The following is a 26235-nucleotide window of genomic DNA, read 5'->3' on the forward strand; positions in this document are numbered from 1 at the left end:
CGCCCGCTATCACCGGGAGACGGGAACAGCGCGGGACATTCATGCTGGACGTCAGATCGCTCGAAAAGGCCTATGGGCCGAAGCAGGCCGTGTGCGGCATCTCCTTCGCCGTGGAGAAAGGCACCGTGCTGGGCTTTCTGGGCCCCAATGGCGCGGGCAAATCCACCACGATGCGGATGATCGCCGGCGTGCTGGAGCCCGACACGGGCGACGTGCTGATCGACGGGAAATCCATCGTTTCGGAGCGCCGCGCCGCGCAGGCCGCGCTCGGCTACCTGCCTGAAGGCGCGCCGCTCTATAATGACATGACGCCGCCAGAGTTCCTGGCCTTCCTCGCCAGCGCCCGGCAGATCCCCAAAGGCCAGCGCAAGGACGCCATCGACCGCACGATTGCGGATGCGCGCATTTCCGGCGTGCTGGGCCAGCGGATCGGCGCGCTGTCGAAAGGCTATCGCCGCCGCGTGGGGCTGGCAGGCGCGATCCTGCATGATCCGCCCGTGCTGGTGCTGGACGAGCCGACCGATGGCCTCGACCCCAACCAGAAGCGGGCCGTGCGCTCGCTGATCGCGCGGATGGCGCCGACCAAAGCGATCATCATCTCCACCCATACGCTGACCGAAGTGCCCGCAATGTGCAGCCGCGCTGTGCTGGTGAGCCGGGGGCAGATCATTGCGGACGACACGCCCGCCGGCCTTGCCAAACGCTCCGATGACGGGACGCTGGAAAGCGCCTTCGCCCGCCTGACCGATCAGGTGGAGGAGGAAACGCTGTGATTAGCTTCATCCGCCAGCAGATGAGCGGGTTTACCGCGACCTACCGGCGCGAGCTGGGCGCGTATTTTGCCACGCCAATGGCGTATGTGTTCCTCGCCGTGTTCCTGCTGGCGCTGGGCCTGTTTACCTGGGAAGCGGCGCGCCTGTTTGATACCGGAGTGGCAGACCTGCAGCCATTCTTTGCCTGGCATCCCTGGCTCTACATGATCTTCCTGCCCGCCCTTGCCATGCGCCTCTGGGCGGACGAGCGCGCGGCGGGGACCGATGAACTCCTCCTCTCCCTGCCCCTCGGCCTGCCGGGGCTGGTGCTGGGGAAACTCTGCGCGGCATGGACGGTGGCGGCTGTTGGCCTGCTGCTGACGGCACCGACCTGGATTTCGATCAACTATCTTGGCCACCCGGACAATGCCGCGATTGCGCTGACCTATTTTGTCAGCCTGCTGATGGCGGGGGCGTATCTGTCTATCGGCGCGGCGATCTCTGCGCTGACGGGCAGCCAGGTGACGGCGTTTGTGATCTCTGTCGTCATCGCGTTCGTGTTTACGGCGGCGGGCTGGCCGCTGGTGCTTTCCACCGTGCAGACGCTGTTTGGCACAGGCTTTGCCGACCTGATCGCGCGCTTTTCTTTCCTCACCCAGTTTGAAAGCGCGCAGCGCGGCGTGCTGGAGCTGCGCGTGGTGGCGTATTTCCTTGGCTTCACCGCGACCTTCGCCTTTCTCAATTGCCTGTGGGCGTCGCGCCGGAGGCTTGGCTAGGCGATGCGGGCACGGCGCTATCTTCTGCTGACGACGCTGCTGGCGGCAGTGATCATGCTGGCGGGCAACATTGCCGGGCAAAGCCTGCTGGCAGGCGCGCGGCTCGATTTCACCGAAGGCAAACTCTACACACTTTCTGACGCGACCAAGGAAACGCTGCGCGACCTGGCTGAGCCGGTAGAGCTGACCTTCGTCTACTCCCGCCGTGTGGGGCAGGACTATCCGGCGATCCAGGCGCATGCCGCGCGCGTGCGCGAGCTGCTGGCGGCCTATCGCGCCGCGTCCGGCGGGAACATCCGCGTGCGGGAAATTGACCCGAAGCCTTTCTCTGAAGCGGAAGACGAGGCGCTGGCCGCCGGCGTCAGCGCGATCCCTGCGAGCGGCGATCCGCTCTATTTCGGCATCATCGGGCGCAACACGATTGATGATGTGAGGCTGATCCCCTTCCTGGCGCCCGAACGCGAGACGACGCTGGAATATGACCTGACACGAATGGTGGCGCGACTGGACAATCCGGAGCCCCCGAGCGTGGGTATTCTTTCTTCGCTGGACGGGATGCGCGCGCTGGGCGGGGACAGCGGCTATACGGTGCTGCAGGATATCGGGCGCAGTTTCACCGTGGAGCAGATCCCCGATGATTTCCGCACACTGCCGGATGTGGACGTTTTGCTGCTGGCCCAGCCCCCTTCCCTGACGGCGCGGCAGGAATGGCTGATCGACCAGTTCATCCTGCGCCATGGGCGGGCGATCTTTGTGGTGGACCCGGCAGCGAAGACGGCGCTGACAGGAAGCTTCTTTGCCAATTCCGAGTCCCTTGCCCGCTCGAGCCTCGGGCGGCTGGGCACGGCCTGGGGCGTGGAGCTGGCGCCGCAGGCGGTGGCCGACGCAGCCAACGCGCTGACCGTGCCGGTGGAGAGCGCGCTGGGGCGGATCGAGGAAATGGCGCATCCGCTGTTTGTGGGCGTGCCGGCCGAGACGATGAGCCGGGATGATCCGATCACGGCGGACCTGATGCGCGTGATCAATTTCGGCGCGCCCGGCGCCCTGATTGCCAAGGCCCTGCCCGAAGGCGAGACCTTTGCGCCGCTGATCATGACGGGGCCGAGCCCATCCTATATCGACCCGGCCCGCGCCGCGCGCGACATGAGCCCGAATGAAGTGCTGCAAAGCTATATGACCGAGCCCGAGCCGCTGGTGATTGCCGCGCGGCTTTCAGGCGAGCTGCGCAGCGCGTTTCCAAACGGCGCGCCGCCCATTGATGAACCTGCCGACGAGGCGGAGGCCGAAGCCGCACGCGCCGAAGCGCAAGACCTGTTGCCGCATATTGCGGCGAGCGAAACGCCTGCGGAGATCGTTCTGGTGGCGGATGCTGATTTCCTCTCAGACGATTTCTATGTGGTGCCCGGCAGCGGCGTTGTGGTGGCCGACAATGGCGCCTTCCTGCTGAACGCGCTCGACGCGCTGGCCGGGAGCGGGGAGCTTTCGCGGCTACGGTCTCGCGCGGCCAGCCTGCGGCCAATGGTGCGGATTGATGAGATGCGCGAGGCGGCAGAAGACCAGTATTTCCGTCAGCAGTCTGAACTGGAATCGCGGCTTTCTGCGGCGCAGGCGCGGCTGAACGAGTTGCAGTCTGCCGTCACCGGCGACGGCTTTTTCGCTGGCGATCCGGAAGCCGAACTCACAGCGGCAGAGCGGGCCGAGCTTTCGCGCCTGCGCGAGGACATTCTTTCCCTGCGGGCGAACCTGCGCGACATTGAACGCGATTACCGGCGCGACATTGACCGGCTGGAGGCAACCCTCAAAGCCATCAACATCTGGGGCGGGCCGTTGCTGGTGACGCTGGCAGGGCTTCTGGTCTGGCGGCGGCAGGTGAAGCTGCGGAGGAAGCGGGCATGAGCGACCTGCGCGGGCGCCAGCGCGCCAACCGTGTGCGGATCATGGCCGCCGTTGCCGGGGCGCTGACACTGGCGGCAATCCTCAGCCAATGCAGTGGCCGCTTCGGGCCCGAGCAGAGCGACCTGACCGGCAAGCCCGTGCTGCCCGGCTTCGAGAGCGTGCGGGCCGAGGCAAAGGAAATCCGCATCTCGCTGGCCGATGAAAACTACACCCTGTTTGCAACACCGGCAGGATGGCGCCTTGCGGGCACGGACGGGTATCCCATCCGCGTTGACCGGCTGGACGAACTGGCCGCGGGCCTTGAAAGCCTCGTCTGGGACCAGCCGCGCACGCGCGACGAGGGCAAGATGAATGCCATTGGCCTCGGCGACCCGCGCGAAGGCGGCAATGGCGCGCTGGTGGAAGTAATCGGGCAGGATGGCGAGGTCCGCTCCGCGCTGATTACGGGGCGTAAGGACAATTATATCTATGCGCGCCATCCGGGCGAGGCGCAGGCCTTCCGCGTGACCGGCGACCTGCCCCCGCTCTATTCTGCGCAGGCCTGGCTCGATCTCGACATTATCGACATCAATGCCGACGCGGTGTCTGCCGTGCGCATCACCGACCGCAATGGCGCTTCGCTCTATCTGCAGCGCGCCGTGGGCAGCAGCGACCGGGATTTCCTCCCCGCGCCGCCCTTCGAGAATTATGTGCTGGTGAACCGGCTGGCGGTGACCGGCCCGGCCCTCGCCCTGACACGCCTGCAGCCAGTTGGCGTGAAGCCAGCGAGCACGCTGCGGACCCAGCCTGTAAGCCGGCACATCACAGAGACGCATGACGGGCTGGAGGTGGAAGCGCGCGCCTATTCGGAAGCTGATGGCTACTACATCACCCTGCGCGCGATCGAAGCGGGCGAAGGCGCCCATCGCGGCGCAGCGATCAACGAACGCGCCGATGGATGGGCGTTTCAGGTGTCCGCGGTCGACTGGATGGATTTCACGCCGATGATCAGCGCCATTGCCCGCGCGCCGGAGAGCGAGACACCGACCACAGAAACAGAAACACCTGCCGAAGAGTGATCAGCGCACGTCCAGAACGGCGAGGACAGGACCGAAACCGGCCTCCTGAACGATCAGCATGCAGGCCGAGGCGCAGGCGGGAAGATCGATATCGGCCCGGCCGCCGATCCATGGGCCGATCTGGCGCGCGGATGTGACGGGGTTGGGCATCTTGGTGTCGTTGTCTTCATCGGTGAGATAGCTGACCCACCACAGGTCTACGAGGCCTTCGGCCTCCCCTTTCAGGGACACGCGGCCATCCGCCTTGCGCACCAGTCGGATGCCGCTGGCAGGCAGCGCCGTCATCTTGGAAAGGGCGGCATCGACCTTGCTGGACTTGTTGCCGGGGGCTTGCTCCCTGCCATTGAAGACGGCCTGGGGCGTATACGGGCCGCGCAGGGCGAAACGCTCGACATAGCCGCGCTGGCGATCTTTCGATTCCGGCAGGGCCATCTTCTCTTTCGAGCCGAGATAATCCCAGTAATCGACCGGCCAGGTGAGGACGAGGACATCGTCCCGCTGGGCTTCCAGCTCATCCATCGCCTTATAGGCCGCCGGGCAGGACCGACAGTTCTTGGAGGCAAAAAGCTCCACAAGAACAGGACCTTCCGCGCGCGCCGAGGGCGCCACAAATGCAGCCATCAGGAACAGGAAAAGAGCGGACAGTCGCAGCATAACAGGAACAGCTTATAAGCTCTGGCTCGAAGTGCCGACAGTCACAGCAGCGTGAGACGCTGTAAAAAGCCCGCCGCGGGCAAATCCGGCGGCGGGCTCTTTTGCTTACGAGGCTTTTGCGAGGTTGCGCAGCACGTAGTGCAGAACGCCGCCATGCTTGACGTAATCGACCTCGATCTCGGTATCGATCCGGCATTTGATCTGGATCGTTTTCACCGTGCCGTCTGCATAGGTGATCTTCGCAGGAACGGTGGAGAGCGGGCGAATGTCGTTGCCGAGGCCTTCGATGTCGAAGGTTTCGGTGCCTTTCAGGCCAAGCGACTTGCGGTTGTCGCCGTTCGTGAATTCGAACGGGATAACGCCCATGCCGACGAGGTTGGAGCGGTGGATCCGCTCGAAGCTTTCGGCGATGACGGCTTTGACGCCGAGCAGGTTGGTGCCTTTGGCGGCCCAGTCACGGCTGGAGCCGGCGCCGTATTCGATGCCGCCGATGACGACGAGCGGCACGCCGCGGTCGATCCAGGCCATGGCCGCGTCATAGATCGAGGTCTGCTCGCCATCCGGGCCGAGGGTGTAGCCACCCTCGACGCCATCGAGCATCTCGTTCTTGATACGGATGTTGGCGAAGGTGCCGCGCATCATGATTTCATGGTTGCCGCGGCGCGAGCCGTAGGAGTTGAAGTCCTTCACCGGAACCTGGCGCTCGGTCAGGTATTTGCCTGCCGGGCTGTTGGCCTTGAAGGAACCGGCCGGCGAGATGTGGTCGGTGGTGATCATGTCGCCAAGCAGGGCGAGGACACGCGCGCCGGAGATCGGCTTGATGTCGCCCTTCTCCGGACCCATGCCGCGGAAGTAGGGCGGGTTCTGAATGTAGGTCGAGCTGACCGGCCAGTCATAGGTCTCAGCATCGGTGGTTTTGACGCCCTGCCATTTCGTGTCGCCTTTGAACACGTCGGCATATTTGGAGATGAACATCTCACGCGTGACGACCGAATGCACCATGTCGGCGATTTCTTTCGTCGTCGGCCAGATGTCCTTCAGGTAGACCGGCTTGCCGTCTTTATCGGTGCCGATCGCATCTTTCGTCAGGTCGATGTTCATGTCGCCGGCAATTGCGTAGGCGACGACCAGCGGCGGCGAGGCGAGATAGTTCGCGCGCACGTCGGGGCTGATACGGCCTTCGAAGTTGCGGTTGCCCGAGAGCACCGAGACGGCGACCAGGTCGTTCTCGTTGATCGACTTGGAGATTTCCGGCGCCAGCGGACCGGAGTTACCGATACAGGTGGTGCAGCCATAGCCGACGAGGTTGAAGCCGAGGGCGTCCAGGTCTTCCTGCAGGCCAGCGGCGTTCAGATATTCGGAGACGACCTGCGATCCCGGTGCCAGCGAGGTTTTCACCCACGGCTTGCGGGTGAGGCCAAGGGCGCGTGCCTTGCGGGCGACGAGGCCGGCGCCGATCAGCACATAGGGGTTCGACGTGTTGGTGCAGGACGTGATCGAGGCGATCACGACGGAGCCGTCGCGCAGCTTCCAGTCATGGCCTTCAACGGCCGCCTCGCTCGGGCCGGCATGGTCGCCGGGGATCGTTTTGGGAGCGGGCGCGCCGCCCTCTTCCGTCATGTCCGACTTCTGGGCCGACGGAGCGACAGCCGGCTTGCGGATGCCGTCGATATAGTCGCCGAAGGTCTGGGCCGCAGCGTCGAGGGCCACGTGATCCTGCGGGCGTTTCGGGCCGGAGATGGCCGGGACGACATCGCCCAGGTCGAGATGCAGCGTCGAGGTGTAGACCGGCGCATAGTCAGCGCCGCGCCAGAAGCCGTTCTGCTTGGCATAGGCTTCGACGAGGGCGATGCGGTCTTCCTCGCGGCCCGTCTGGCGGAGGTAGCGGATCGTCTCGTCATCGATCGGGAAGAAGCCGCAGGTGGCGCCGTATTCCGGGGCCATGTTGGCAATCGTCGCGCGGTCAGCCAGCGGCATGTTGTTGAGGCCTTCGCCGAAGAATTCGACGAACTTGTTCACAACGCCGTGCTTGCGGAGCATCTGCACCACTTTCAGCACGAGGTCGGTGGCGGTGACGCCTTCCTTCAGCGCGCCGGTGATCTTGAAGCCGACAACTTCCGGGATGAGCATCGAAACCGGCTGGCCGAGCATGGCCGCTTCCGCTTCGATACCGCCGACGCCCCAGCCGAGAACGGCGAGACCGTTGACCATCGTGGTGTGGCTGTCGGTGCCGACCAGCGTGTCGGGATAGGCGAGGACGGAGCCGTCGGTGTCCGTATCAGTCCAGACAGTCTGGGCGAGGTATTCGAGGTTCACCTGGTGGCAGATGCCGGTGCCGGGCGGAACGACGCGGAAATTGTTGAACGCGTTCTGGCCCCATTTCAGGAACGTGTAACGCTCCATGTTGCGCTCATATTCCAGGTCGACGTTGGCCTGGAAGGCGCGCGGGGTGCCGAATTCATCGATCATCACCGAGTGGTCGATCACGAGGTCGACCGGAACCAGCGGATTGATCTTCTTGGCAGAGCCGCCGAGGCCCATGATGCCGTCGCGCATGGCGGCAAGGTCAACCACGGCCGGAACGCCGGTGAAATCCTGCATCAGCACGCGGGCCGGGCGATAGGCGATCTCGCGGGGGTTCTTGCCGCCCTTGTCGGCCCATTCGCCGAAGGCGCGGATGTCGTCTTCAACGACCGTCAGGCCGTCTTCAAACCGCAGCATGTTCTCCAGCAGAACCTTGAGCGAGGCGGGCAGGCGCGAAACATCGCCAAGGCCTGCATTCTTCGCCGCTGCTTCCAGCGAGTAATAAGTGTACGTCTTGCCAGCTGCGGTGAGCGTGCTTTTCGATTTGAAGCTGTCCTTTGACGGCATGTCCGACCCTTGCCTCCTGGTAAAGGGCCTCACGGTCTGGAGGCCCGCTTTCGTCGCTGCGGCCCTCATATAGGCCCTGCCCTTCCGGCGCAATTGGGACAAAGGGTCAATACGTTAATCGCGGCGCAAGGCCCCGTTTGCAGGCAGGGGCGAACAGGCTAAGCCTGCGCGGGTGACGACTTCGACCGCGCCCCTGATCCATGCCAGCGGCCTCGCTATCCTGCGGGGTGAACGGGTGCTGTTCCGCGGGATAGGCCTCACCCTTGCGCCCGGCGAAGCCATCGTGCTGCGCGGCGCCAACGGGGCGGGCAAGACGACGCTGCTGCGGATGCTGGCGGGACTGACACGGGCCGAAGCGGGGGATATCTCCCGCCCTCTGCCCCATCACTGGGTAGGCCATAAGGAAGGTATCAAACCGCAGGAAACCCCGCGCGAGCATCTGGCGCTTTGGGCGCAAGCCTGGGGATCGACAGCGAAGATCCCTGAAATCCTTGAGAAAATGGCACTGACCCGCGCCGCGGACGTGCCGGGCCGATACCTTTCAGCGGGGCAGAGACGGCGCACGGCCTTTGCCCGGCTGATGCTGGAGGACCGGCCCCTGTGGCTGCTCGATGAGCCTTATACAGCGCTGGACGCCGATGGCAGAAAGCTGCTCGACAATGTCATTTTGAGGCATCTTGAGGCAAAAGGCGGCCTTATTGCATCAATGCACGACCATTCCGGATTCCCTGTGAGCCGGGAGGTGACGCTTTGAGCGGCGCCCCGGTTCTGGCGGCGTTCCGGCAAGCGTTCGGCGAGGCCTGGGCGGGCGGCGCGGGCGCGCTGATGCCACTCGGCTTCCTGGGCGGGGCAGCCGTTCTCGTGCCGCTGGGTATCGGAAGTGATACCCAGACCCTCCAGGCGGTTGGCCCCGGCATCATCTGGGTAGCGCTTGCCCTATCCAGCCTTGTGACGCTGGAGCGGATTTTCCAGGCCGATGTGGAAGACGGGACGCTGGACCTCTGGCTGCAAGCGGGCACGCCCATGGCGGCCATCGCGGCGGCAAAGACGCTGGCGCACTGGCTGGCCGCCGGCCTGCCGCTGGCGCTGGCCTCTCCCCTGCTGGCGCTGATGTTCCAGGCACAGATCAGCCCGCAATTGCTGACCGATCTTGGCCTCTACACCCTTGGCGGACTTGCATTTTTCTTCTGGGGCGGGGTGGGCGCGGCCCTTTCGGCAACGGTGCGCCGGGGCGGGCTGCTGATCGCGCTGATCGCCCTGCCGCTTTATGTGCCGACGGCGATCTTCGGCGCCCTTGCCATGACCGGCGGGATCGGGTCTGACGGCGCGCCGATGCTGCTGGCAGCCTCGACACTTTTTGCCTGCGCTGTTGCGCCCTATGCCATGGCCGCCGCCCTGCGCTTGGCGGCGGACTGAGGGAAGGTTATTCCGGGAACGTCATGTGGTCCTATTTCGCTAATCCGCACAAATTCCTCGGCCTGTCGAACTGGCTGGCGCCTGTCTTCTATATCGCGGGCGCGCTCTGCATCGGCTGGGGCCTCTGGCAGGCGCTCTGGATTATTCCGAAGGATGACTATCAGGGCGGGGACATCATGCGGGTGATGTTCGTCCACGTTCCCGCCGCCTGGCTGGCCATGGCGAGCTATTCAGCCCTGGCAATTGCCAGCTTCGTCTGGTTCATCTGGCGCCACGAACTGGCAGACATTGCGGCCAAATCCATCGCGCCGCTGGGCGCAGTGTGGACGGCGCTGTGCCTTGCGACCGGCGCGATCTGGGGCAAGCCGACCTGGGGCACCTGGTGGCAATGGGACGATGCGCGGATGATGTCCGTGCTGTTCCTGTTCTTCCTGTTCCTTGGCTATATGGCCCTGCGCGCAGCGATGGATTCCCGCCAGAAGGCAGCCCGCGCCGGGGCAATCCTCGCCATGGTGGGCGCAATCAATGTGCCGCTGATCAAATTCTCCGTGGACCTCTTCACCTCGCTGCACCAGCCTGCCAGCGTCATCACAGCGGACGGCCCGGCGATGCCGGCAGTCTACCTGACGCCGCTGCTGATTTCCGGCCTGGGCCACAGCCTGCTGTTTGGCGGCCTCGTGATGACGCATATGCGCACCGAAATTCGTGAGCGGCGCATTGCGCGCCTGACGGCCAAGGCATTGGAGGCCTGACCCATGCCGGAGTTTGACAAGAACGCCGCCTATATCTGGGCCTGCTATCTGATCGGCGCGCTGATGATTGGCGCAGCCTGCCTTCAGGCCTGGCTGGCGGCAAAGGCAGCCAAACGCCGGCTGGACAGGCTGGCGGCCAATGATGACGAGGCGAGCGCATGAAACGGTGGCTCTACGCCCTGCCGGTTGCGGCGTTGGTGGTGGTGGCCGGGTTTGGCGGCTGGCAGATGATGCGCCCCTCGAAAGGCGAGTTCGAGCGGATTTCCCGCGACGCGCCACAGCACATTTTTCCCCTGATGGATGGCAGCGGCGAGATTTCCTTTGCCCCTCCCCCCGGCGGGCAGCCGGTGGTGGTGAACCTGTTTGCCAGCTGGTGCGCCCCCTGCGAAGCCGAGCACAAATACCTGGTTGAGCTGGGCGGGAAGCATCCCGGACAGGTGTACGGCATTCTTTATAAAGACAAGCTGGAAGACGGCGCCGCATTCCTGGAGCGGATGGGCAATCCCTATACCCAGATCGGATTGGACCCCAACGGGCGCGGCGGGCTCGATTTCGGGCTGACGGGCGTTCCGGAAACCTTTGTGATCTCCGCGGATGGCCAGATCATCCTGCATATTGGCGGCCCGCTGGACGAAGAGCTGGTCCAAAAAGTAAGCGGGGCGCTAGAAGCGCCCCGCTGATAGCCTTCTGACGAAGGAAAGAAGACTTATTTCTTCTTCGCAGCCGTTTTCTTGGCAGCAGCTTTCTTGGCAACCGGAGCTTTCTTCACGGCAACCGGAGCGGCTTTCACTTCAGCCTTGGCAGCGGCCTTTTTCTTGGCAGGCGCTTTTTTGGCTTTCGGGGCAGCCGCTTTGGCAGCCTTCGGAGCTTTGGCAGGCTTGGCCGCTTTCGGGGCTTTCGGAGCCTTCGGCGCTTTAGGTGCTTTCGGGGCTTTAGGAGCGGCCGGAGCAGCTTCTTTCTTCTCAGCGTCGTCGACGAGGCCGGTCAGGCCCTGCAGCAGAGCGTCTTGTTTCGCTTTGGCGAGGGTCGAGAAAAGCGCCGCGTCGGCTTTCGAAACAGCCGGGAGGGCTTTGTCGTAGGCTTTTTTGCCTTTTGCGGTCAGCGTGACCGATTTGGCGCGGGCGTCGGTTTTGGAGTCGGCGCGCTTGATGAGGCCAGCAGTTTCCATACGGGCAACCATGTCAGCGAGGGTCGAACGGTCGATGCCGGTGGCATTGACAAGGTCAGACTGGCTGACACCTTCGTTGCCGGAGAGGGCAGCGAGGACCGAAAACTGACGGAGCGTGACGCCGGCCGATTTCAGGGCAGCGGCGGAATGGTTTGCAGCGATCTGCTGTGCGCGGTGAAGCAGGTGGCTGGGCGAAGCGTTGAGGTTGAAGCTCATGATGGGATTCCTGTAAGTTAGAGGTCTTTAGGTTGGTGGGCGTCCTGGGGGACGAGACTGGGAAAGGGGCCGATCCGTGTTCCGCGGCGTTAACAACAACCCCGTAGGCGGATCAAACACATTCTCCATATAGGCGACAGGATAAAGATTGGATGACTGATCAATTGCCAACTCCTTACCACAACACAGATTTTCGGCTTGATGTGCCAGATGGGGACGATCGGTTGCGAAGAATCTGCAATCGCTGCAGTTTTGTTGATTACGTGAATCCTAAGATCGTTACCGGCGCGGTAGTAATCAAGGACGAACATATCCTCATCTGTAGGCGTGCAATAGAGCCACGCAAGGGCTTCTGGACCCTGCCAGCCGGTTTCATGGAAGAGGGCGAGAGCGTGGAAGAGGGCGCGATACGCGAGGCACGCGAGGAAGCGATGGCCGAAATCCGGATCGACGCCCTGCTCGGGGTCTATTCCGTGCCCCGAATTTCGCAGGTTCAGATCATGTTCCGCGCGCATCTATTGTCAGACATCGCGCCAGGACCGGAAAGCCTGGAAGTGAAACTGGTGCCCTGGCGGGAGATTCCGTGGTCGCAAATGGCGTTTCCGACGGCAATCTGGGCGCTGACACATTATGCCCAAACCCGGAATCAGGAGGTTTTCGTACCCTTTGGCAACCCGCCGGGTACGGAAAAGGTCACGCGGCAGTCGCTTCAGCTTCCCTGAGATGCTTCAGGGTGTAGGGCGTGTTCAGCGCGCCAAACAGGAAAACGATGACCATGTTGCCGAGCTTCCAGTTGGCCCAGACATCTTCGGCGTTCTTTGCGCCGAAGGTCAGGCCAAGGAATTCATAGGTTCCGGCAGGGGCCACCGGAATGCCCGCGAGTACGAGCGGGGCCTCGAAGCCCGGCGCGTAAGTGCGCCAGAGATATTCGTTCCACACCGCCATGGCGAGGAAGAACAGGCCCCAGCGGATGGCCAGCGTGCGCCAGGCAAAATCGGGAAGGTCGAACACTTTTGAGAAGAGCGACTTCCAGAGGTTCTTCCCGAACAGCAGCGGAATGAAGATCATGCCGGCCATGAAGATCTGCTGGATGGTGGGCTTCACATAGATGAAGGCCTTTTCCTGAAGCAGGATACCGATCAGGCCGAAGCCGCCGACGATGGCGGAGGAGAACAGCATCATCTGGGAAACCGGCTGGCGGCTGATGATCTGCTTTCCGAGGAAGCCGAGCATCAGCGCGATCAACACACCCGTGGCCCAATAGATAGCGGTGTCTTTATTGATCAGACCATCAAACAGCTCGACACGGCGGAAGATATTGTAGGTGAGGATGAAGCCGATCACCGGGACAAAATCGCCCCAGATCTGGTTTGCCTTGCCGGCGGCAGTGCCGATGCCATTGGCGGGCGAAGGCGGCGGGGTCATCTCGGTCATACTCTTCCTTACGCGTTTTTGCGTCTTCCGGTTCAGCTGCGTAACGTCATGTCATGAACGAAATGTTCCGTCAGCCCGCGGCCTGCATCAGGACGAGGCCGGCGGCGAGCGTTGAAGCCGCAATAATCCGGCGTTTGCCGAAGCCTTCACGCAAGAGCCAGGCGCCGAGCGCGGCGGCGAAGACCACGGATGTTTCGCGCAAGGCCGTGACCATGGCCGCGTCCGTCAGCGTGTAGGCGTAGATCGCCATGCCATAGGACAACGCCCCAGCAATGCCGCCGATGACACCGGCGCGCAGCTCCTTGCGGAGGGCGGCAACCGCCCTGCCCTGTCGCTGCCAGAAGAGGACGATCGTGACGCCGACCCAGTCAAACAGGAACAGCCAGACCACGAATGTCATCGGATCTGGCATGGCGCGGACGGCGCGCGTATCGGCCACCGCATAAAGACCAACGCCGAGCGCCGTCATCATGGCCCAGAAGAGCGCCGTGCGATCGAGGCGGCGAGCGTCCGGCGTCTGGGCGGTCGGAAAAGCAAAGACGAGGATCGAGGCGGAGGCGGCAACCAATCCGGCGATCTGAAGGGGCGCGAGACCCTCGCGCAGCCAGATGGCCGCAAACGCCGCTGTGGCCAGCGGGCCAAGACCGCGCATCACGGGAAAGACCAGGGACAGCGCGCCGCGATGCAGCGCCCGGATCGCGGAGAATTGATAGAACCAGTGGACGACGACGGAGATGGCAATCAGCGGCCAGGTCTCCGGCGGGGGAAGCGGCACGAAGGGCGCAAGTGGCAGGACACTGAGGCCCATCGTGATTGCCACGATGGCGCGCGCGGTGAGCACATCGCCGCCGCGTTTCACCATCACATTGGTGATCGCAACCGTGAGCGCCGACAGGAGGCAGAGAATAACCGGGAGGAGCGGGGCGGACATCGGCGCACCGATTAGGCCGGAATCGGACAAGGGGGAAGCGGCGTCAGGGTTTGACAGGCCCCACCCTTGCGGCATCCTCGCCCGAGAAAAAGAAGAGATGACCCGGAGGACTACGCAGATGACAACCCATGACCTGATCATTCGCGGCGGCACCATCGTCGATGGCACCGGCGCTGAAGCGTATGAGGGGGACGTTGCAGTATCCGGCGGCGTGATCACCGCTGTAGGCAAGGTAAACGGCAAAGGCATCGAAGAGATCGACGCCAAAGGCCAGATCGTGACGCCGGGCTTTGTTGACCTGCATACCCATTATGATGGCCAGGTGACCTGGGGCGAGGAGATGAGCCCCTCGTCCATTCACGGCATCACGACCGTGGTGATGGGCAATTGCGGCGTGGGCTTTGCGCCCTGCAAAAGCGAAGACCATGATCGCCTCATTCGCCTGATGGAGGGCGTGGAGGACATCCCCTTCCCTGTTCTCTCCCAAGGTCTGCCCTGGGCGTGGGAAAGCTTCCCCGACTATCTCGACTTTCTTTCCACGCGCCGCTTCGACACCGATGTCTGCGCGCAGCTGCCCCATGCGGCCTTGCGCGTGTTCGTGATGGGCGACCGCGGCGCCAACCGGGAAGATGCGACCCCAGAAGATATTGCCGCCATGGCCAAGCTGGCCAAGGAAGCGATGATGGCCGGGGCGATGGGATTTTCCACTTCGCGCACGCTGAACCACCGCACCTCCGATGGCCAGCCAACGCCGACGCTGACCGCCTCTCAGGCAGAGCTGGAAGGCATCGCCATGGGCCTTTCAGAGGCAGGCCGGGGCGTGTTGCAGTTTGTGTCAGACTTCAACGACCCGCTGAAGGAAGCCGCGATGCTGCGGCATCTGGTGGAAGTTTCCGGCCGGCCACTTTCGGTATCGCTGGCCCAATCGGATGTGGCGCCCAATGCCTGGCGCAAGCTGCTTGGCGCCATTGAAGCCGCCGCGAATGACGGCGTGCCGATCCGCGCGCAAGTGGCGCCCCGCCCTGTCGGCGTGCTGCTGGGGCTGGACCTGACGCTGAACCCGTTCACCGCCCACCCAACCTATCAATCGATTGCGCATCTGCCGCTGGCCGAACGCGTGGCAAGACTTCGCGATCCGGCGTTCCGTGCGCAGCTTCTGGCCGACGAGCCGAGTGCGGACAATCCGTTCGTCAAATCCACGCTGCGCAATTTGGGCAAGATCTTCCAACTGAGCGATCCAGTGAACTATGAACCCGGACCGGAGAGTACGCTGGCCGCGATTGCCGAAGCGCGTGGGATGACGCCGGAAGCCGTCGCTCTGGACCTGATGCTGGAGCGTGACGGGATGGGCGTGCTCTACCTGCCTTTCCTGAACTATGCGCAAGGCTCACTCGATCCAATCCTGGAGATGATGGAGAGCCCAGCCACCCTGCCCGGCCTTTCCGATGGTGGGGCGCATGTGGGCATGATCTGCGACGGATCGTTCACGACAACCATGCTGACCCATTGGGTACGCGACCGGATGAAGGGCAAGAAGCTCTCTGTTGAGAGCATCGTGCAGCGACAGGCGCGCAAGACAGCTGAATGGATTGGTCTGTGGGATCGCGGGCTGATTGCGCCGGGATACCGCGCAGACCTCAACGTGATCGACCTGGCAAACCTGAAGCTGCACCTGCCAACCATCCAGCGCGACCTGCCGGCCGGCGGGCGCCGCCTGATGCAGCGCGCCTCGGGCTATACTGCCACGATCCTGAAGGGTGAGATCACCCACCGAGACGGAGACCCGACCGGCAAGCGGCCCGGCCGCCTCGTCCGCGGCGCGCGGGCAGCACCGGTTCAGGCAATCGCGGCGGAATAGTCCGTCAATCGGGAAGACCAATTGACGATCCCGGCCGGCCCCGCCGCGCCGGGATTTCTTTTGGCAGGTTGGATCAAGGAATGTTGTAAAGCTCGCTTGACATGACAAGGACACTTGTCATATAGACAAGGAAACTTGACAAGGAGAGATCCCAATGATCCGGCCAAAAGGCTTTCGAGCAGCCAACAAACGTTACCTGATGATCTTCGTGCCGATGATGGCGCTTTATTGCGCAGCATTGATCTTTGCCATGACATTCATCGACATGAAGACGGCCTCCGCTGCAGCGCGGACCGGCGCTGCATTGGGCGTTTCTCTGCCGCTGGCCGCGATCCTGTGGTCGATTATGCGGCTCGTTCGTGAAACGGACGAATACACACGTTTGCGCCAGCTTCAGGCGCTGAGCGAAGCCGGGGTGATGTTGACGGCGCTGGTTTTTGTGCTGGGCTTCATGGAGCGCTTCAACGTGATCCCGGATATCCCGCTGTTCCTGTTCGGACCCGCCTTCTTCTTTCTCTACGGCTTTGCCCACGTTCGCCAGATACTTGGCAAGACGGTCTGACGGAGGCGCTCATGGAAAACACCATTCGTACCCTGAGGGCAGAAAAGGGTTGGAGCCAACAGCAACTGGCAGACCTGCTCGATGTATCCCGGCAATCGGTCAATGCCATTGAGACCGGAAAGTATGACCCGTCCCTGCCTCTGGCATTTGCGATCGCCCGGCTGTTCGAGCGTCAGATCGAGGACATTTTTGACGACGGGCGGCGCGCAGCCGAATAGACCGGCCTAAGCCTTGATCCCCACCAGCGCCTTCGCAAAGGCCTCCGCACTGAACGGGCGGAGGTCTTCTGCTTTTTCGCCGATACCGATGAAGTGGATCGGCAGGTCGTGCGCCTCGGCAATCGCGACCAGGACGCCGCCTTTCGCCGTGCCATCAAGCTTGGTCATCACAAGACCCGTCACGCCGGCCGTATGCCGGAACGCCTCGACCTGGGAGAGCGCGTTCTGGCCAACGGTCGCATCGAGCACCAGGATGACATCATGGGGCGCATCCGGATCAATCTTCCTCACGACACGGACGACCTTGGCAAGCTCCGACATAAGCTCCGCCTTGTTCTGCAGGCGGCCTGCCGTGTCGATCAGGACGAGATCGAGGTCTTCGGCTTTGGCTTTCTCCACCGCTTCATAGACGAGACCCGCCGCATCTGCGCCGGTATCCTTGGAAAGAACCGGAATGTCGGCGCGCGCGCCCCAGACCTTGAGTTGTTCGACTGCGGCGGCGCGGAATGTATCGGCAGCCACCAGCAGCGCTTTGGCCCCCTGATCCTTCAGCTTGGACGCAATCTTGCCGATGGTCGTGGTCTTGCCTGAACCATTCACGCCGACAAACATCACGATGCGCGGACGCGGACCATCTGAAAAGTCGACGACTTTTTCGCGCGGCTTCAGGATGTCCGTGATTTCTTCAGCGAGGGCAAGCCGGATTTCGTCGGGGCCAATTTCCTTGTCGAACCGCTCTTTCGCAATCCCCTTGGTAACACGCGCGGCGACCTTTGCGCCCATATCGGACGTGATCAGAAGATCCTGCAGCTCGTCGAGCGTATCCTCGTCCAGCTTGCGGCGGCCCAGCGCAGCAATGCCTTCGGAAATCTTTGCCGTGGAGCGCGCCAGCCCCTGCCCCAGACGGCCAAAGAGACCCGGATCATTGGCTTCTGCTTCGGCGGCGAGGCGGGCGGCTTCCGCCGCTTCAGCGCGCAGGCGCTCATGCTCGCGGCGTTCTTCCAGAAGCTTCAGCTCTGCGGCGGCTTTCGCGCGGATGGCTTCATCTTCGGCTTCCTGCGCTTCGCGGCGCTGACGCTCTTCCCAGGCGCGGTTGGCTTCAGCAACCTTGCGCTCAATCTCTTCCTTTTCGCGCGCGGCGGCTTCCTGGGCGGCAAGCTCTTCGGCTGAAAGCTCGGGCGCTTTCATTGCCTCGCCGGCGGCCTTGGCCTCTTCGAGTTTCTTTTTCTTGCCGAACCAGAGGATCATAAAGGTGTTCCGAGAAGCTGTTTGCCGTCATGGTCGGTTATCTGCACGGAGAGCATGCGTCCACCCTCCGCGTCCGGCTGACTGAGTTTGACCTGGGTGAAATCTGACAGGCGCGCCATCGTGCCACGCTCCACAAGGGCTTCGCGTTGCTGGCCGACATGGCGCTCAAAGTGACGTATCAGCGCCGTCTCCCCTGCTTCGCGCAAGCGCGCGGCGCGCGCCTTGATCAGCGGTTTGGCAAGCTGGGGCATCCGCGCGGCGGGCGTTCCGGGGCGCGGGCTGTAGGGAAAGGCATGCAGGAAAGAGAGGCCGCACTCCTCGACGAGGCGGAGCGAGTTTTCAAAATGCGCGTCTGTCTCAGTCGGGAAGCCCGCGATGATGTCCGCCCCCAGAGCGATATCCCGACGGATCGTACGCAGGCGCTCGGCGAGCGCGATGGCGTCCTCCCGGCTGTGGCGGCGTTTCATCCGCTTAAGGATCAGGTTGTCGCCATGCTGGAGCGAGAGGTGCAGGTAAGGCGCCAGGCGCGGCTCTGCCATCGCTTCGAGGAGGGCGTCATCCATCTCGATTGCGTCGATGGAGGAAATCCTCAGCTGGCGGAGATCTGGCACGAGCTTCAGGAGACGCTGGACAAGATTGCCGAGTTGCGGCGTGCCCGGAAGGTCTGCGCCCCAGCTGGTGAGGTCAACGCCCGTCAGCACGACTTCATAATGCCCGCTGGCGACGAGGGCGCGCACCTGCGCCACTACCTCCCCCGCCGGGACGGAGCGGGAATTTCCGCGGCCATAGGGAATGATGCAGAAGGTGCAGCGATGGTCGCAGCCATTCTGGACCTGCACATAGGCGCGGGCGCGCCCTTCCATCCCGTCGATCAGGTGAGCAGCGGTTTCCCGCACGCTCATGATATCGTTGACGCGAACCTTTTCTTCGCCGCCGAGCAGATCTGCCGGTTTCCAGGTTTCGGCTTTCATCTTGTCATGATTGCCGATGACGCGGGTGACTTCCGGCATCGCGGCAAAGGCCTGCGGATCGGTTTGCGCGGCGCAGCCTGTCACCAGGATCGGCGCGCCGGGGTTCTCGCGGGCCGCGCGGCGGATGGCCTGGCGGGCGCCGCGCACCGCCTCGGAGGTGACAGCGCAAGTGTTGATGATGACAGCCTCCTCAAGCCCCGCCTCCTGCGCATGGCGGCGCATCACCTCGGACTCGTAGGTGTTGAGACGGCATCCGAGCGTAATGACGGTCGGGCCGGAAGAAGGGGCGGTCTCTGCCATAAGCCCCGTCAGATCGCGCCGATGGGGCCGAAATGCAAGCGGCCAGGCCTGTTTTGCCTCAGCTCGGGGCCTGGCAGGTGCCCGTGCGGTGGCCAATCATCAGGAGATCGCTCTGGAAATCGAGCCCGTCGTTGGCCTCATTGTTCAGCTGGAGATGGGCGGAGAAGCTGTCGCGCGTGTGGCTGACAGAGAAGGCCAGCGTTCCGCCGACAAGCAGGCCGTCAAAGTCGCAGGAAACGCCAATCGCGACGCCATAGGGCAGCGCCTTGCTGCCTGTAGACACACAGCCTTCGAACATGGCGACCATGCTTTCATCAATCAGGACCTCTTCATCGAGCGTCCAGCATTCGTCGATTGAGCTGAACTCCGGCGGCATATCAAGGACTTCGCCATCGGCGATGCCTCTGAAATAGGAGTCCTGATCAACGCGCCATTGGCCTTTGTTGACGCTGATCGACTGGGCCTGCGCGGCGAGAAGCGGCGCGAGGAAAGCGGAAGCCAGAAGGACAGGAAGGCGCATGGGGCGGGTCTCCGAATGTGTGCCGGCACAGAATGGCCTAGCGTGGCGCCGCCGCAAGCCCCCGGAAGGGTTTAGATTTCCGCTTCGAATTCCAGCTCAACCGGGCCGGTCATGTAGACGTGGTCGTCGCTTTCGCGCCAGTCGATGATGAGATCGCCGCCATCGAGGATCATACGGGCCTTGCGACCGGTGAGCCCGGCGCGGGCCGCGCAGACGAGCGCAGCGCAGGCGCCGGTGCCACATGCCTTGGTGAGACCAGCGGCCCGTTCCCAGACGCGCAGGCGGATGGTTTCCCGATCGATCACCTGGGCAAAGCCGACATTGGTGCCTTCCGGGAACAGCGGGTGCCATTCCACCAGCGGGCCGATGGCCGGAATATCGTAGGCGGCCACATCCTTCACGAAGAAGACCGCATGGGGGTTACCCATCGAGACGACGGCCGGGCGGGCGAGGATCGGCGCATCAATCGGCCCGATTTTCAGGTCAACACCGCGCACATCCATCTTTTCGGAGAGGGGAATGTCTTCCCAGCCCATCTGGGGCGAGCCCATATCGACTGTGATGAGGCCGCCGTCGGCGCGATAGGCGTGCAGCATGTCCGCCTCGGTCTGGATGGTGACGCGGTCCTTGCCGGTTTCCTCCAGCATCAGCAGGCCGACACAGCGGGTGGCATTGCCACAGGCGGAAACTTCCGAGCCATCCGAGTTCCAGATGCGCATGAACACATCCTTGGTGGCGTCGCGTTCCATCGCGATCACCTGGTCGGCTTTCAGGTCTTCAGCGATCTTGCGGATCTGGTCCACAGTCGGCGTGAACGCCGTCGAGCGCGCATCGAATATGGCAAAGGCATTGCCCGCGCCGTTCATCTTCCAGAGCTTCATGGACCGGATTCCTAGATTTCCCCAGACACGCGAAACCGCGCTCCCCCCTGCCCCTTATTTCGGAACGCGGGCCGAGACAATCCAGCCGGAGGCCTGAACCGCCAAAGCAGCCAGCAAAAGCAGTGGAACCAGCCAGTAATCGAACGCCAAAGCGAGGCCGGCGGCCAGAACGCAGGCATAGTCGACCAGATCGCTGGACATCAGCCATCCGGCCGGCGCGCGGGCGCGCCGCACGTCGAGCAGCGTCACGTTCCGCCAGATACGCCCCATATCGGGAGGCCCAAACACAGCCAGAAGCTGTTTAGGGTCCAGAATGCCGGTCATTTCCGCCAGATCCGACATGCGAGCCTCACCATTCGCAATCATCTGCTTCCGGCTGGACGTGCCCAGCAGGCTGACAATTGCCGAGAGGGTCACGCCCAGCGCGAGCGCGAACTCGGTAAATCCGGAATATGGAGGATAGCCGCCCATCGGGAGAATATAGGGTGAGCTACCGCTTACGCTAGCGGGCGCGCGGGATGGCGGCCCAATAGTCGAAGTCGAGCAGGACGCGGGTGTCGTGCTTGCCGGCGTCGTCCTTGTGGATGAAGGCACCGGGATCGGCATCCTTCACCGCGACGAGACGCAGGCGCAGGGCCCCGCAGGTTTCCGACAGCTCGGCTTTGTCCAGCACTTCGCTCCAGGCATAGATCGTATCGCCCGCGAAGAGCGGGTTCACATGCGTGCCCGCATTGATGGCGAGGATCTGGCCAGCGTTTTCAAGCCCGTTGAACGCCAGCGAGCGGGCAATCGAGATCACCACGCCGCCATAGATCAGGCGCTTGCCGAAACGGCTGGATTTCTGGCCATGCGCATCGAAGTGAACTTTGGCGGTGTTCTGATAAAGGCGCGTGGCGATCTGATGCTCGGCCTCCTCAACGGTCATCCCGTCGACATGGTTGATCTTCTCGCCGGTCTCATAATCCTCAAAGACATGCCGGCTGCCCGACTGAGCGAACGGCCAGGCCTTCATTTCGGGATAGCCGACCAGGTCTTCCTGGGCGACGGCAGCGGGAAGCTCCGGCACGACCGCTTCAGGCGCGGGCGAGGCGGCGTCGCGCTTGTTGACCATCACCCAGCGGACATAGCTCATCACTTCTTCGCCGCGCTGGTTGAGGCCCTTGGTGCGGACCCAGACGACGCCGGTCTTGCCGTTGGAGTTTTCCTTTACGCCGATCACGTCGGAGGTGGCGCGTAGTGTATCGCCCGGCAGGACGGGGCGCAGGATGCGACCATCGGCATAGCCGAGATTGGCGACCGCGTTCAGGGAAATGTCCGGCACGGTCTTGCCGAAGACAATGTGGAAGGCGTGCAACGGATCAACGCAAAGACCCGACATACCGGCGGCCTTGGCAAACTCGGCCGATGAATACTGGGCGAAGCGATTGCCTGTGAGGGCGCGGTAAAGGGCGATATCGCCCTCCGTCACCGTCTGAGGCGTTGCATGAATAAGGGATTCGCCGGGACGGAAGTCCTCGAAGAAATTGCCGGGATTGGATTTGACGCCCGTTGCCATGTCTCGCCCTCATTGCTGATGGGCGAGCCTTAGCGCCTTCCGGGCCTTAGCTCCAGAAGCGCGAAGGAACGCCCATTACGGTTTCGGCGAACACCTGCATGTGAGGGGCGGCCGAAATCAAGGCGGAATTCAAAAGCGGCATGCAAGCGAGCGCAATCGCCGCAGTCCCGAGGATGCCGGCCATCAGATGCTGGTCGCGGCGATCGGCGAACTCCTCAAAGGCCCGGTTCCCCATGACCAGCCATGGCAGCCCGAAGGCCGTGAAGGCGGAAAAGCCAAGGAGAAGACCGGCAGTTGAGAGGGCGATAAGCAACATGATTGCCCTTATCGCCTGTCAGGGCTGAGAAACCGCCAAGCAAATCGTTCAAATTTTATCGAATTCGGGCCCGGATGGCCTGAAATCAAAGGATTTCGAGCAGATTCTCAATCGGCCGCCCAAGCGCGGCCTTGCGGCCATTGATGCCGATGGGACGCTGGATGAGCTTCGGGTTCTCCGCCATTGCGGCGTAGACTTCCTCGTCAGGGGCCGTCTCGGAAAGACCCGCCGCATCTGCATCCTTCTTGCGGAGGAATTCGCGCGGCGATTTCGCCTTCAGCTTCTTCGCAATGTCCTTCAGCTCGTCGACCGAAAGCCGCTCGGCCTCAGTCATGTATTTGCGAACCTTTGGCTCGATCCCGTTTTCTTTCAGCAGCTCAAGACCGTTGCGTGAGGTCGAGCAGCCTGGATTGTGGATGAAGATATAAGCCATGTCGGGTCTCCTGTGAGGATGGAAGCAGGATCAGGCGAGCGCCCGGATCGCCTCGTCCATCGCCACGATACGGTTGGCCTCTTCCAAGTGGAGCAGCTCGGTCATCTTTCCATTCACTTTCAACACGCCCTTCCCGGCATTGGCCGGATCGGCGAACGCTTCGATGACGGCCTTCGCCTGTTCGACATCATGCGGGCTGGGCGCGAAGATGCGATTGGCCTCGTCAACCTGGCTCGGATGGATCAGCGTCTTGCCGTCAAAGCCGAGATCGCGGCCCTGTTCGCACTCATCGCGGAAGCCGTTTTCATTCTTGATGTCGTTATAGACGCCATCGATCGCATTGAGGCTGTAGGCACGGGCTGCGGCCATCGACAGCTGAAGCGCGGTCTGGAAGGCGATCCGGTCCGGCGTCATCCGGGCACGGTATTCCTTGGCCAGATCATTCGTGCCCATGACGAATGTGGTGAGGTGCGTGCCGATGGCTGAGGCGGCGATTTCCTTGATGTTGAGGATGGCAAGCGGGGTCTCGATCATCACCCACAGGGCCATATCGTCCGGCGCGCCGGCTTCCTTCAGCAGCTGGCTGAGGCGTTCGATGTCGCGGTGGCTGGTGACCTTCGGTGCGAGCACGGCATGGGCGCCGGAAGTCGCAATCGCTTTCAGGTCGTCATGGCCCCAGGGCGTGTCGAGGCCGTTCATCCGGATCACGATCTCGCGCTTGCCATAACCGCCCTGGGAGACAGCCGCGAGAATGGCGGCGCGGGCCTCTTCCTTGGCTTCCGGCGCAACAGCGTCTTCAAGATCCAGGATCAGCGTGTCGGCGGGGATCTCCCGGGCCTTTTCGAGCGCGCGGGTGTTAGCCCCCGGCATATAGAGACAGGAGCGGCGCGGACGGTGCTTGGTGGACATGGCAGGATCGGCCCTTACATCTGATGCAGAAATCCTGAGGAGCGATGCAACGCATGGACGGGGATGTCCAGATCAGACGGACCCGTCCGGGCGATTTCGACGCGCCGGTTAAGCCCTGCGCCCCGGCTGGACCGGCGCGCGCCCGCATGCGAAGGCGCTTTGTGGAAGACGGTTTTGCAATCTGGGCGCCGGAAACGGCGGTCCGGCGGGACGAGACCTTCAAACGGTTCCAGATGGAGAAATCGCTCAATGGCTGATGCTACCGCCACCCCAGTCTCAGGCTATGTCGCCCCCGGCTTCGAGCCTGTTCTGGAGGCATTCGAGGCGAACTTTGCAGGCGACGAGGAGCAAGGCGCGGGATTTGCCCTGCGCATTGGCGGGGAAACGCTGGTCGACATCCATGGCGGCTGGGCCGACCGGCAGAAAGATCGCGTCTGGGCGGAAGATACGATCGTTCCGATTTATTCGGCGTCCAAAGGGATCTCGGCGCTGGTTCTGGCGATGGCCGTGGAAAACCTGCCGGCGGGATATGAAACGCCCGTTGCCGATGTCTGGCCGGAGTTTGCCGCCGAGGGCAAAGGCGAGGTGACCATCGGCCAGATGGTGAGCCATCAGGCCGGCCTGCCGGGCTTTGAGAAGGAAATCGACCCGGCGCTGTGGCTCGACCCGCCCGCCTGCGCGGCTGCGATTGCGACCCTCCCCCCGATGTGGCCGCCGGGAACGGCCCATGGATACCACCCCCTCACCTGGGGCTACATGCTGAATGAGATCGTGACCCGGATCACCGGGCGCACGGTGGGCGCGCTCCTCAAGGAAGAGATCTGCGGCCCCGCGGGCATCGACTTCCAGATTGGCCTGCCGGAAAAAGACGAGCCGCGCGTGGGCGATATGCTGCGCCCAAAGGCATTGGCGCCGCTGGGCGAGATCACCCCGCCGCGCCGGGCCGCCTTCGTCTCGAAATGGTCCTCGCCGGACCGGGCGGGCCGGACCTGGCGGGAAATCGAAATCCCCTCGGCCAACGGGCACGGCACGGCGCTCGCGGTTGCGAGTCTCTATGAGGCCTACGCCCGGGGCGGAGAAATCGCCGGCGGAAAAGTGTTGATAAAGCGGGATACGCTGGACGCGCTGACCCGGCCCCGCACAGACGGGCCGGATCTTGTGTTGCCCATGCATACGCGCTTTGGCGCCGGCATCATGATCAACAGCCATGGCAAGTTTGGACCAAACCCGGAAACCCTGGGTCATTCAGGCTGGGGCGGCTCGATGGCGATTGCCGATCCGGCGCGGGAGCTTTCAGCGGCATATGTGATGAACCGACAGTCGGCCTCGCTGGTGGGCGACCCACGTGCGGTGCGCCTCGTCGAGGCGGCTTATGGCTGCCTCTGAGGGAACTGGCATACGCATTGCAACGAAGAGTACCGGAAATTGGAGGGCTCCATTTTCCGTCATGCACAAAACTTCACAGCGGCTTCCTTCCGGAACGCCGCTGTTTTCTTTTTGCGCGCTCAGGCTGGCCGCGCCGTGCGCGCAAGGCGGCGCGCCTTGGCGTCTCCCATCAGGCTGTCGGCCGTAAAGACGATCAGCGCGGTCCAGATGAAACCGAAGGCAATCGCATGTGTCGTGCCGAAGCCTTCCTTGAACACCAGCACGGCAATCAGGAACTGAATCGTCGGGCCAATATACTGCATCATGCCAATCGTAGAGAAGCGCAGGCGCTTGGCAGCCAGGGCGTAGAGGATCAGCGGGATCGCCGTGATCGGGCCGGCCGCCATCAGGAGCGGAATATCCCATCCCCCTTCCCCGAGCCAGCGGCCATCGGGCTGCGTCGTCGCAAACCAGACGAGCCAGCCAAGCGCGACCGGCGCCAGCAGCGCCACTTCCACGAGGAAGCCTGCGCGGCTGTCAATCGCCACTTTCTTCCGGATCACCGAATAGCAGGCAAAGGTGATGCAAAGCACCAGCGCCACCCAAGGCACCCGGCCAAATGCAAAGGCCATCACCGCGACGCCGGTCGCCGCAATCGCAACTGCGACCCACTGGGCTGGACGCAGCTTTTCCGAGAAAATCAGCATGCCGAACAGCACGTTTACGAGCGGGTTTATGTAATAGCCCAGCGAGGCTTCCATCGTCCGGCCGGCGTTCACCGCCCAGATATAGATCGCCCAGTTGGCTCCGATCAGCAGGCCAGAGAGCGTCAGCCAGCGCAGATTGCTGCCCGTGAAGGCCGCACGTACATCCCGCCAGTTGGCCGCCACCGCAATGAAAAGGATGGCCGTCGGCACAGACCATAGCACTCGGTGAGCCAATAGCTCGAGCGCACCGGTATGTTTCATGACACGTATATAAAGCGGCAAGCTCCCCCAGATCAGGTAGGAGAGAAGCGCAGCGGGAAAACCAAGGCGAAGGGCGGAGCTCATGCGGCGCGCTATACGTCCGACCGCGAAACTCCGCCACCCGGATTTTGCTCTGCGAGCAGTCAAGGCCGCCTACCACCATGGGGCGTTTGGGTATCCCGTTGCCGGGACTGGCGCTCGGCGACA

General features: G+C 63.1%; 30 protein-coding genes. 15 read left to right on the forward strand and 15 right to left on the reverse strand.

What is annotated here, in order from left to right; translation table 11 throughout:
* The first annotated feature begins 41 nt into the window (after positions 1–41).
* Genes K1X12_RS03155 through K1X12_RS03170 form a run of 4 tightly spaced genes read left to right on the forward strand, consistent with a single transcriptional unit; the run spans position 42 to position 4482 of the window.
* A complete protein-coding gene (locus K1X12_RS03155; protein WP_220986185.1) occupies positions 42–773 on the forward strand; it encodes an ABC transporter ATP-binding protein in 732 nt (243 codons plus the stop codon).
* Positions 770–1528, forward strand: a complete 759-nt coding sequence (locus K1X12_RS03160) for an ABC transporter permease subunit (RefSeq protein WP_369426051.1) — start codon at positions 770–772, stop codon at positions 1526–1528. Before K1X12_RS03155 ends, K1X12_RS03160 begins: the two co-directional genes overlap by 4 nt.
* 3 nt (positions 1529–1531) lie before the next feature.
* A complete protein-coding gene (locus K1X12_RS03165; protein ID WP_220986186.1) occupies positions 1532–3424 on the forward strand; it encodes a GldG family protein in 1893 nt (630 codons plus the stop codon).
* Complete coding sequence (locus K1X12_RS03170) at positions 3421–4482, forward strand: DUF4340 domain-containing protein (protein ID WP_220986187.1); 1062 nt, start codon at positions 3421–3423, stop codon at positions 4480–4482. Before K1X12_RS03165 ends, K1X12_RS03170 begins: the two co-directional genes overlap by 4 nt.
* Here the strand turns inward: K1X12_RS03170 and K1X12_RS03175 are convergent, their stop codons facing one another.
* Both K1X12_RS03175 and acnA read right to left on the reverse strand, forming a co-directional pair.
* Positions 4483–5136 (reverse strand): DUF1223 domain-containing protein, encoded by a 654-nt coding sequence (locus tag K1X12_RS03175; protein WP_220986188.1) that lies wholly within the window; start codon positions 5134–5136, stop codon positions 4483–4485.
* Between the two features lie 105 nt (positions 5137–5241).
* A complete protein-coding gene (gene acnA / locus K1X12_RS03180; protein ID WP_220986189.1) occupies positions 5242–8007 on the reverse strand; it encodes an aconitate hydratase AcnA in 2766 nt (921 codons plus the stop codon).
* Between the two features lie 172 nt (positions 8008–8179).
* Here acnA and ccmA point away from each other — a divergent pair, with 172 nt between their 5' ends.
* Genes ccmA through K1X12_RS03205 form a run of 5 tightly spaced genes read left to right on the forward strand, consistent with a single transcriptional unit; the run spans position 8180 to position 10855 of the window.
* Positions 8180–8761: a heme ABC exporter ATP-binding protein CcmA gene (gene ccmA, locus K1X12_RS03185; RefSeq protein ID WP_220986190.1), complete on the forward strand. Its 582-nt coding sequence runs from the start codon at positions 8180–8182 to the stop codon at positions 8759–8761.
* The gene (ccmB, locus tag K1X12_RS03190) at positions 8758–9423 is read left to right on the forward strand and encodes a heme exporter protein CcmB (RefSeq protein ID WP_220986191.1); all 666 of its coding nucleotides are present in this window, start codon (positions 8758–8760) and stop codon (positions 9421–9423) included. The genes ccmA and ccmB overlap by 4 nt, the downstream gene beginning before the upstream one ends.
* A 23-nt stretch (positions 9424–9446) precedes the next feature.
* Positions 9447–10175 carry a heme ABC transporter permease CcmC gene (gene ccmC / locus K1X12_RS03195; protein ID WP_220986192.1) on the forward strand — a complete coding sequence of 243 codons (729 nt, stop codon included), beginning with the start codon at positions 9447–9449 and terminating at the stop codon, positions 10173–10175.
* Between the two features lie 3 nt (positions 10176–10178).
* Entirely contained in the window at positions 10179–10337 is a 159-nt protein-coding gene (ccmD, locus tag K1X12_RS03200) for a heme exporter protein CcmD (protein ID WP_220986193.1), read from the forward strand.
* Entirely contained in the window at positions 10334–10855 is a 522-nt protein-coding gene (locus K1X12_RS03205; protein WP_220986194.1) for a redoxin family protein, read from the forward strand. The genes ccmD and K1X12_RS03205 overlap by 4 nt, the downstream gene beginning before the upstream one ends.
* Before the next feature lie 26 nt (positions 10856–10881).
* Here K1X12_RS03205 and K1X12_RS03210 read toward each other — a convergent pair whose 3' ends face one another.
* A complete protein-coding gene (locus K1X12_RS03210) occupies positions 10882–11559 on the reverse strand; it encodes a MarR family winged helix-turn-helix transcriptional regulator (protein ID WP_220986195.1) in 678 nt (225 codons plus the stop codon).
* 152 nt (positions 11560–11711) lie between these two features.
* On the opposite strand from K1X12_RS03210, the gene K1X12_RS03215 reads away from it, so the two are divergent.
* Positions 11712–12281, forward strand: coding sequence for an NUDIX hydrolase (locus K1X12_RS03215; protein ID WP_225907853.1), 570 nt, complete (start codon positions 11712–11714; stop codon positions 12279–12281).
* Here the strand turns inward: K1X12_RS03215 and K1X12_RS03220 are convergent.
* The gene (locus tag K1X12_RS03220; protein ID WP_225907854.1) at positions 12253–12993 is read right to left on the reverse strand and encodes an inner membrane-spanning protein YciB; all 741 of its coding nucleotides are present in this window, start codon (positions 12991–12993) and stop codon (positions 12253–12255) included. The genes K1X12_RS03215 and K1X12_RS03220 overlap by 29 nt on opposite strands.
* 70 nt (positions 12994–13063) lie before the next feature.
* Entirely contained in the window at positions 13064–13924 is an 861-nt protein-coding gene (locus K1X12_RS03225; protein WP_220986196.1) for a DMT family transporter, read from the reverse strand.
* A gap of 118 nt (positions 13925–14042) precedes the next feature.
* On the opposite strand from K1X12_RS03225, the gene K1X12_RS03230 reads away from it, so the two are divergent.
* From K1X12_RS03230 to K1X12_RS03240, 3 genes are all read left to right on the forward strand, one after another.
* Positions 14043–15782 carry an N-acyl-D-amino-acid deacylase family protein gene (locus K1X12_RS03230; RefSeq protein WP_220986197.1) on the forward strand — a complete coding sequence of 580 codons (1740 nt, stop codon included), beginning with the start codon at positions 14043–14045 and terminating at the stop codon, positions 15780–15782.
* A gap of 154 nt (positions 15783–15936) precedes the next feature.
* The gene (locus K1X12_RS03235; RefSeq protein WP_220986198.1) at positions 15937–16344 is read left to right on the forward strand and encodes a hypothetical protein; all 408 of its coding nucleotides are present in this window, start codon (positions 15937–15939) and stop codon (positions 16342–16344) included.
* 11 nt (positions 16345–16355) lie between these two features.
* A complete protein-coding gene (locus K1X12_RS03240) occupies positions 16356–16562 on the forward strand; it encodes a helix-turn-helix transcriptional regulator (RefSeq protein WP_220986199.1) in 207 nt (68 codons plus the stop codon).
* Between the two features lie 6 nt (positions 16563–16568).
* Here the strand turns inward: K1X12_RS03240 and ftsY are convergent, their stop codons facing one another.
* The 9 genes from ftsY to K1X12_RS03285 form a co-directional block, all read right to left on the reverse strand.
* The gene (gene ftsY / locus K1X12_RS03245; RefSeq protein ID WP_220986200.1) at positions 16569–17810 is read right to left on the reverse strand and encodes a signal recognition particle-docking protein FtsY; all 1242 of its coding nucleotides are present in this window, start codon (positions 17808–17810) and stop codon (positions 16569–16571) included.
* The gene (gene mtaB, locus K1X12_RS03250; protein ID WP_220986201.1) at positions 17807–19081 is read right to left on the reverse strand and encodes a tRNA (N(6)-L-threonylcarbamoyladenosine(37)-C(2))-methylthiotransferase MtaB; all 1275 of its coding nucleotides are present in this window, start codon (positions 19079–19081) and stop codon (positions 17807–17809) included. Before mtaB ends, ftsY begins: the two co-directional genes overlap by 4 nt.
* Before the next feature lie 58 nt (positions 19082–19139).
* Positions 19140–19601, reverse strand: coding sequence for a DUF3617 domain-containing protein (locus K1X12_RS03255; protein WP_220986202.1), 462 nt, complete (start codon positions 19599–19601; stop codon positions 19140–19142).
* Positions 19602–19672: 71 nt separating this feature from the next.
* Positions 19673–20482: a diaminopimelate epimerase gene (gene dapF / locus K1X12_RS03260; RefSeq protein ID WP_220986203.1), complete on the reverse strand. Its 810-nt coding sequence runs from the start codon at positions 20480–20482 to the stop codon at positions 19673–19675.
* A gap of 54 nt (positions 20483–20536) precedes the next feature.
* Entirely contained in the window at positions 20537–20953 is a 417-nt protein-coding gene (locus K1X12_RS03265; protein WP_220986204.1) for a hypothetical protein, read from the reverse strand.
* Between the two features lie 31 nt (positions 20954–20984).
* Positions 20985–22037, reverse strand: coding sequence for a MaoC family dehydratase (locus K1X12_RS03270; RefSeq protein ID WP_220986205.1), 1053 nt, complete (start codon positions 22035–22037; stop codon positions 20985–20987).
* A 46-nt stretch (positions 22038–22083) separates the two neighbouring features.
* Positions 22084–22353 (reverse strand): hypothetical protein, encoded by a 270-nt coding sequence (locus tag K1X12_RS03275; RefSeq protein ID WP_220986206.1) that lies wholly within the window; start codon positions 22351–22353, stop codon positions 22084–22086.
* Between the two features lie 85 nt (positions 22354–22438).
* Positions 22439–22786, reverse strand: coding sequence for an ArsC/Spx/MgsR family protein (locus K1X12_RS03280; protein ID WP_220986207.1), 348 nt, complete (start codon positions 22784–22786; stop codon positions 22439–22441).
* A gap of 30 nt (positions 22787–22816) precedes the next feature.
* Positions 22817–23695 (reverse strand): HpcH/HpaI aldolase/citrate lyase family protein, encoded by an 879-nt coding sequence (locus K1X12_RS03285; RefSeq protein ID WP_220986208.1) that lies wholly within the window; start codon positions 23693–23695, stop codon positions 22817–22819.
* A gap of 53 nt (positions 23696–23748) precedes the next feature.
* Here K1X12_RS03285 and K1X12_RS03290 point away from each other — a divergent pair, with 53 nt between their 5' ends.
* Positions 23749–23952, forward strand: coding sequence for a hypothetical protein (locus tag K1X12_RS03290; protein WP_220986209.1), 204 nt, complete (start codon positions 23749–23751; stop codon positions 23950–23952).
* Positions 23945–25081, forward strand: coding sequence for a serine hydrolase domain-containing protein (locus K1X12_RS03295; protein WP_220986210.1), 1137 nt, complete (start codon positions 23945–23947; stop codon positions 25079–25081). Before K1X12_RS03290 ends, K1X12_RS03295 begins: the two co-directional genes overlap by 8 nt.
* 119 nt (positions 25082–25200) lie before the next feature.
* Here the strand turns inward: K1X12_RS03295 and rarD are convergent, their stop codons facing one another.
* A complete protein-coding gene (gene rarD / locus K1X12_RS03300; RefSeq protein ID WP_220986211.1) occupies positions 25201–26112 on the reverse strand; it encodes an EamA family transporter RarD in 912 nt (303 codons plus the stop codon).
* Positions 26113–26235 lie beyond the last annotated feature (123 nt).

Origin of the sequence: Hyphomonas sediminis, assembly GCF_019679475.1 — a bacterium.
Lineage (GTDB): Bacteria > Pseudomonadota > Alphaproteobacteria > Caulobacterales > Hyphomonadaceae > Hyphomonas > Hyphomonas sediminis.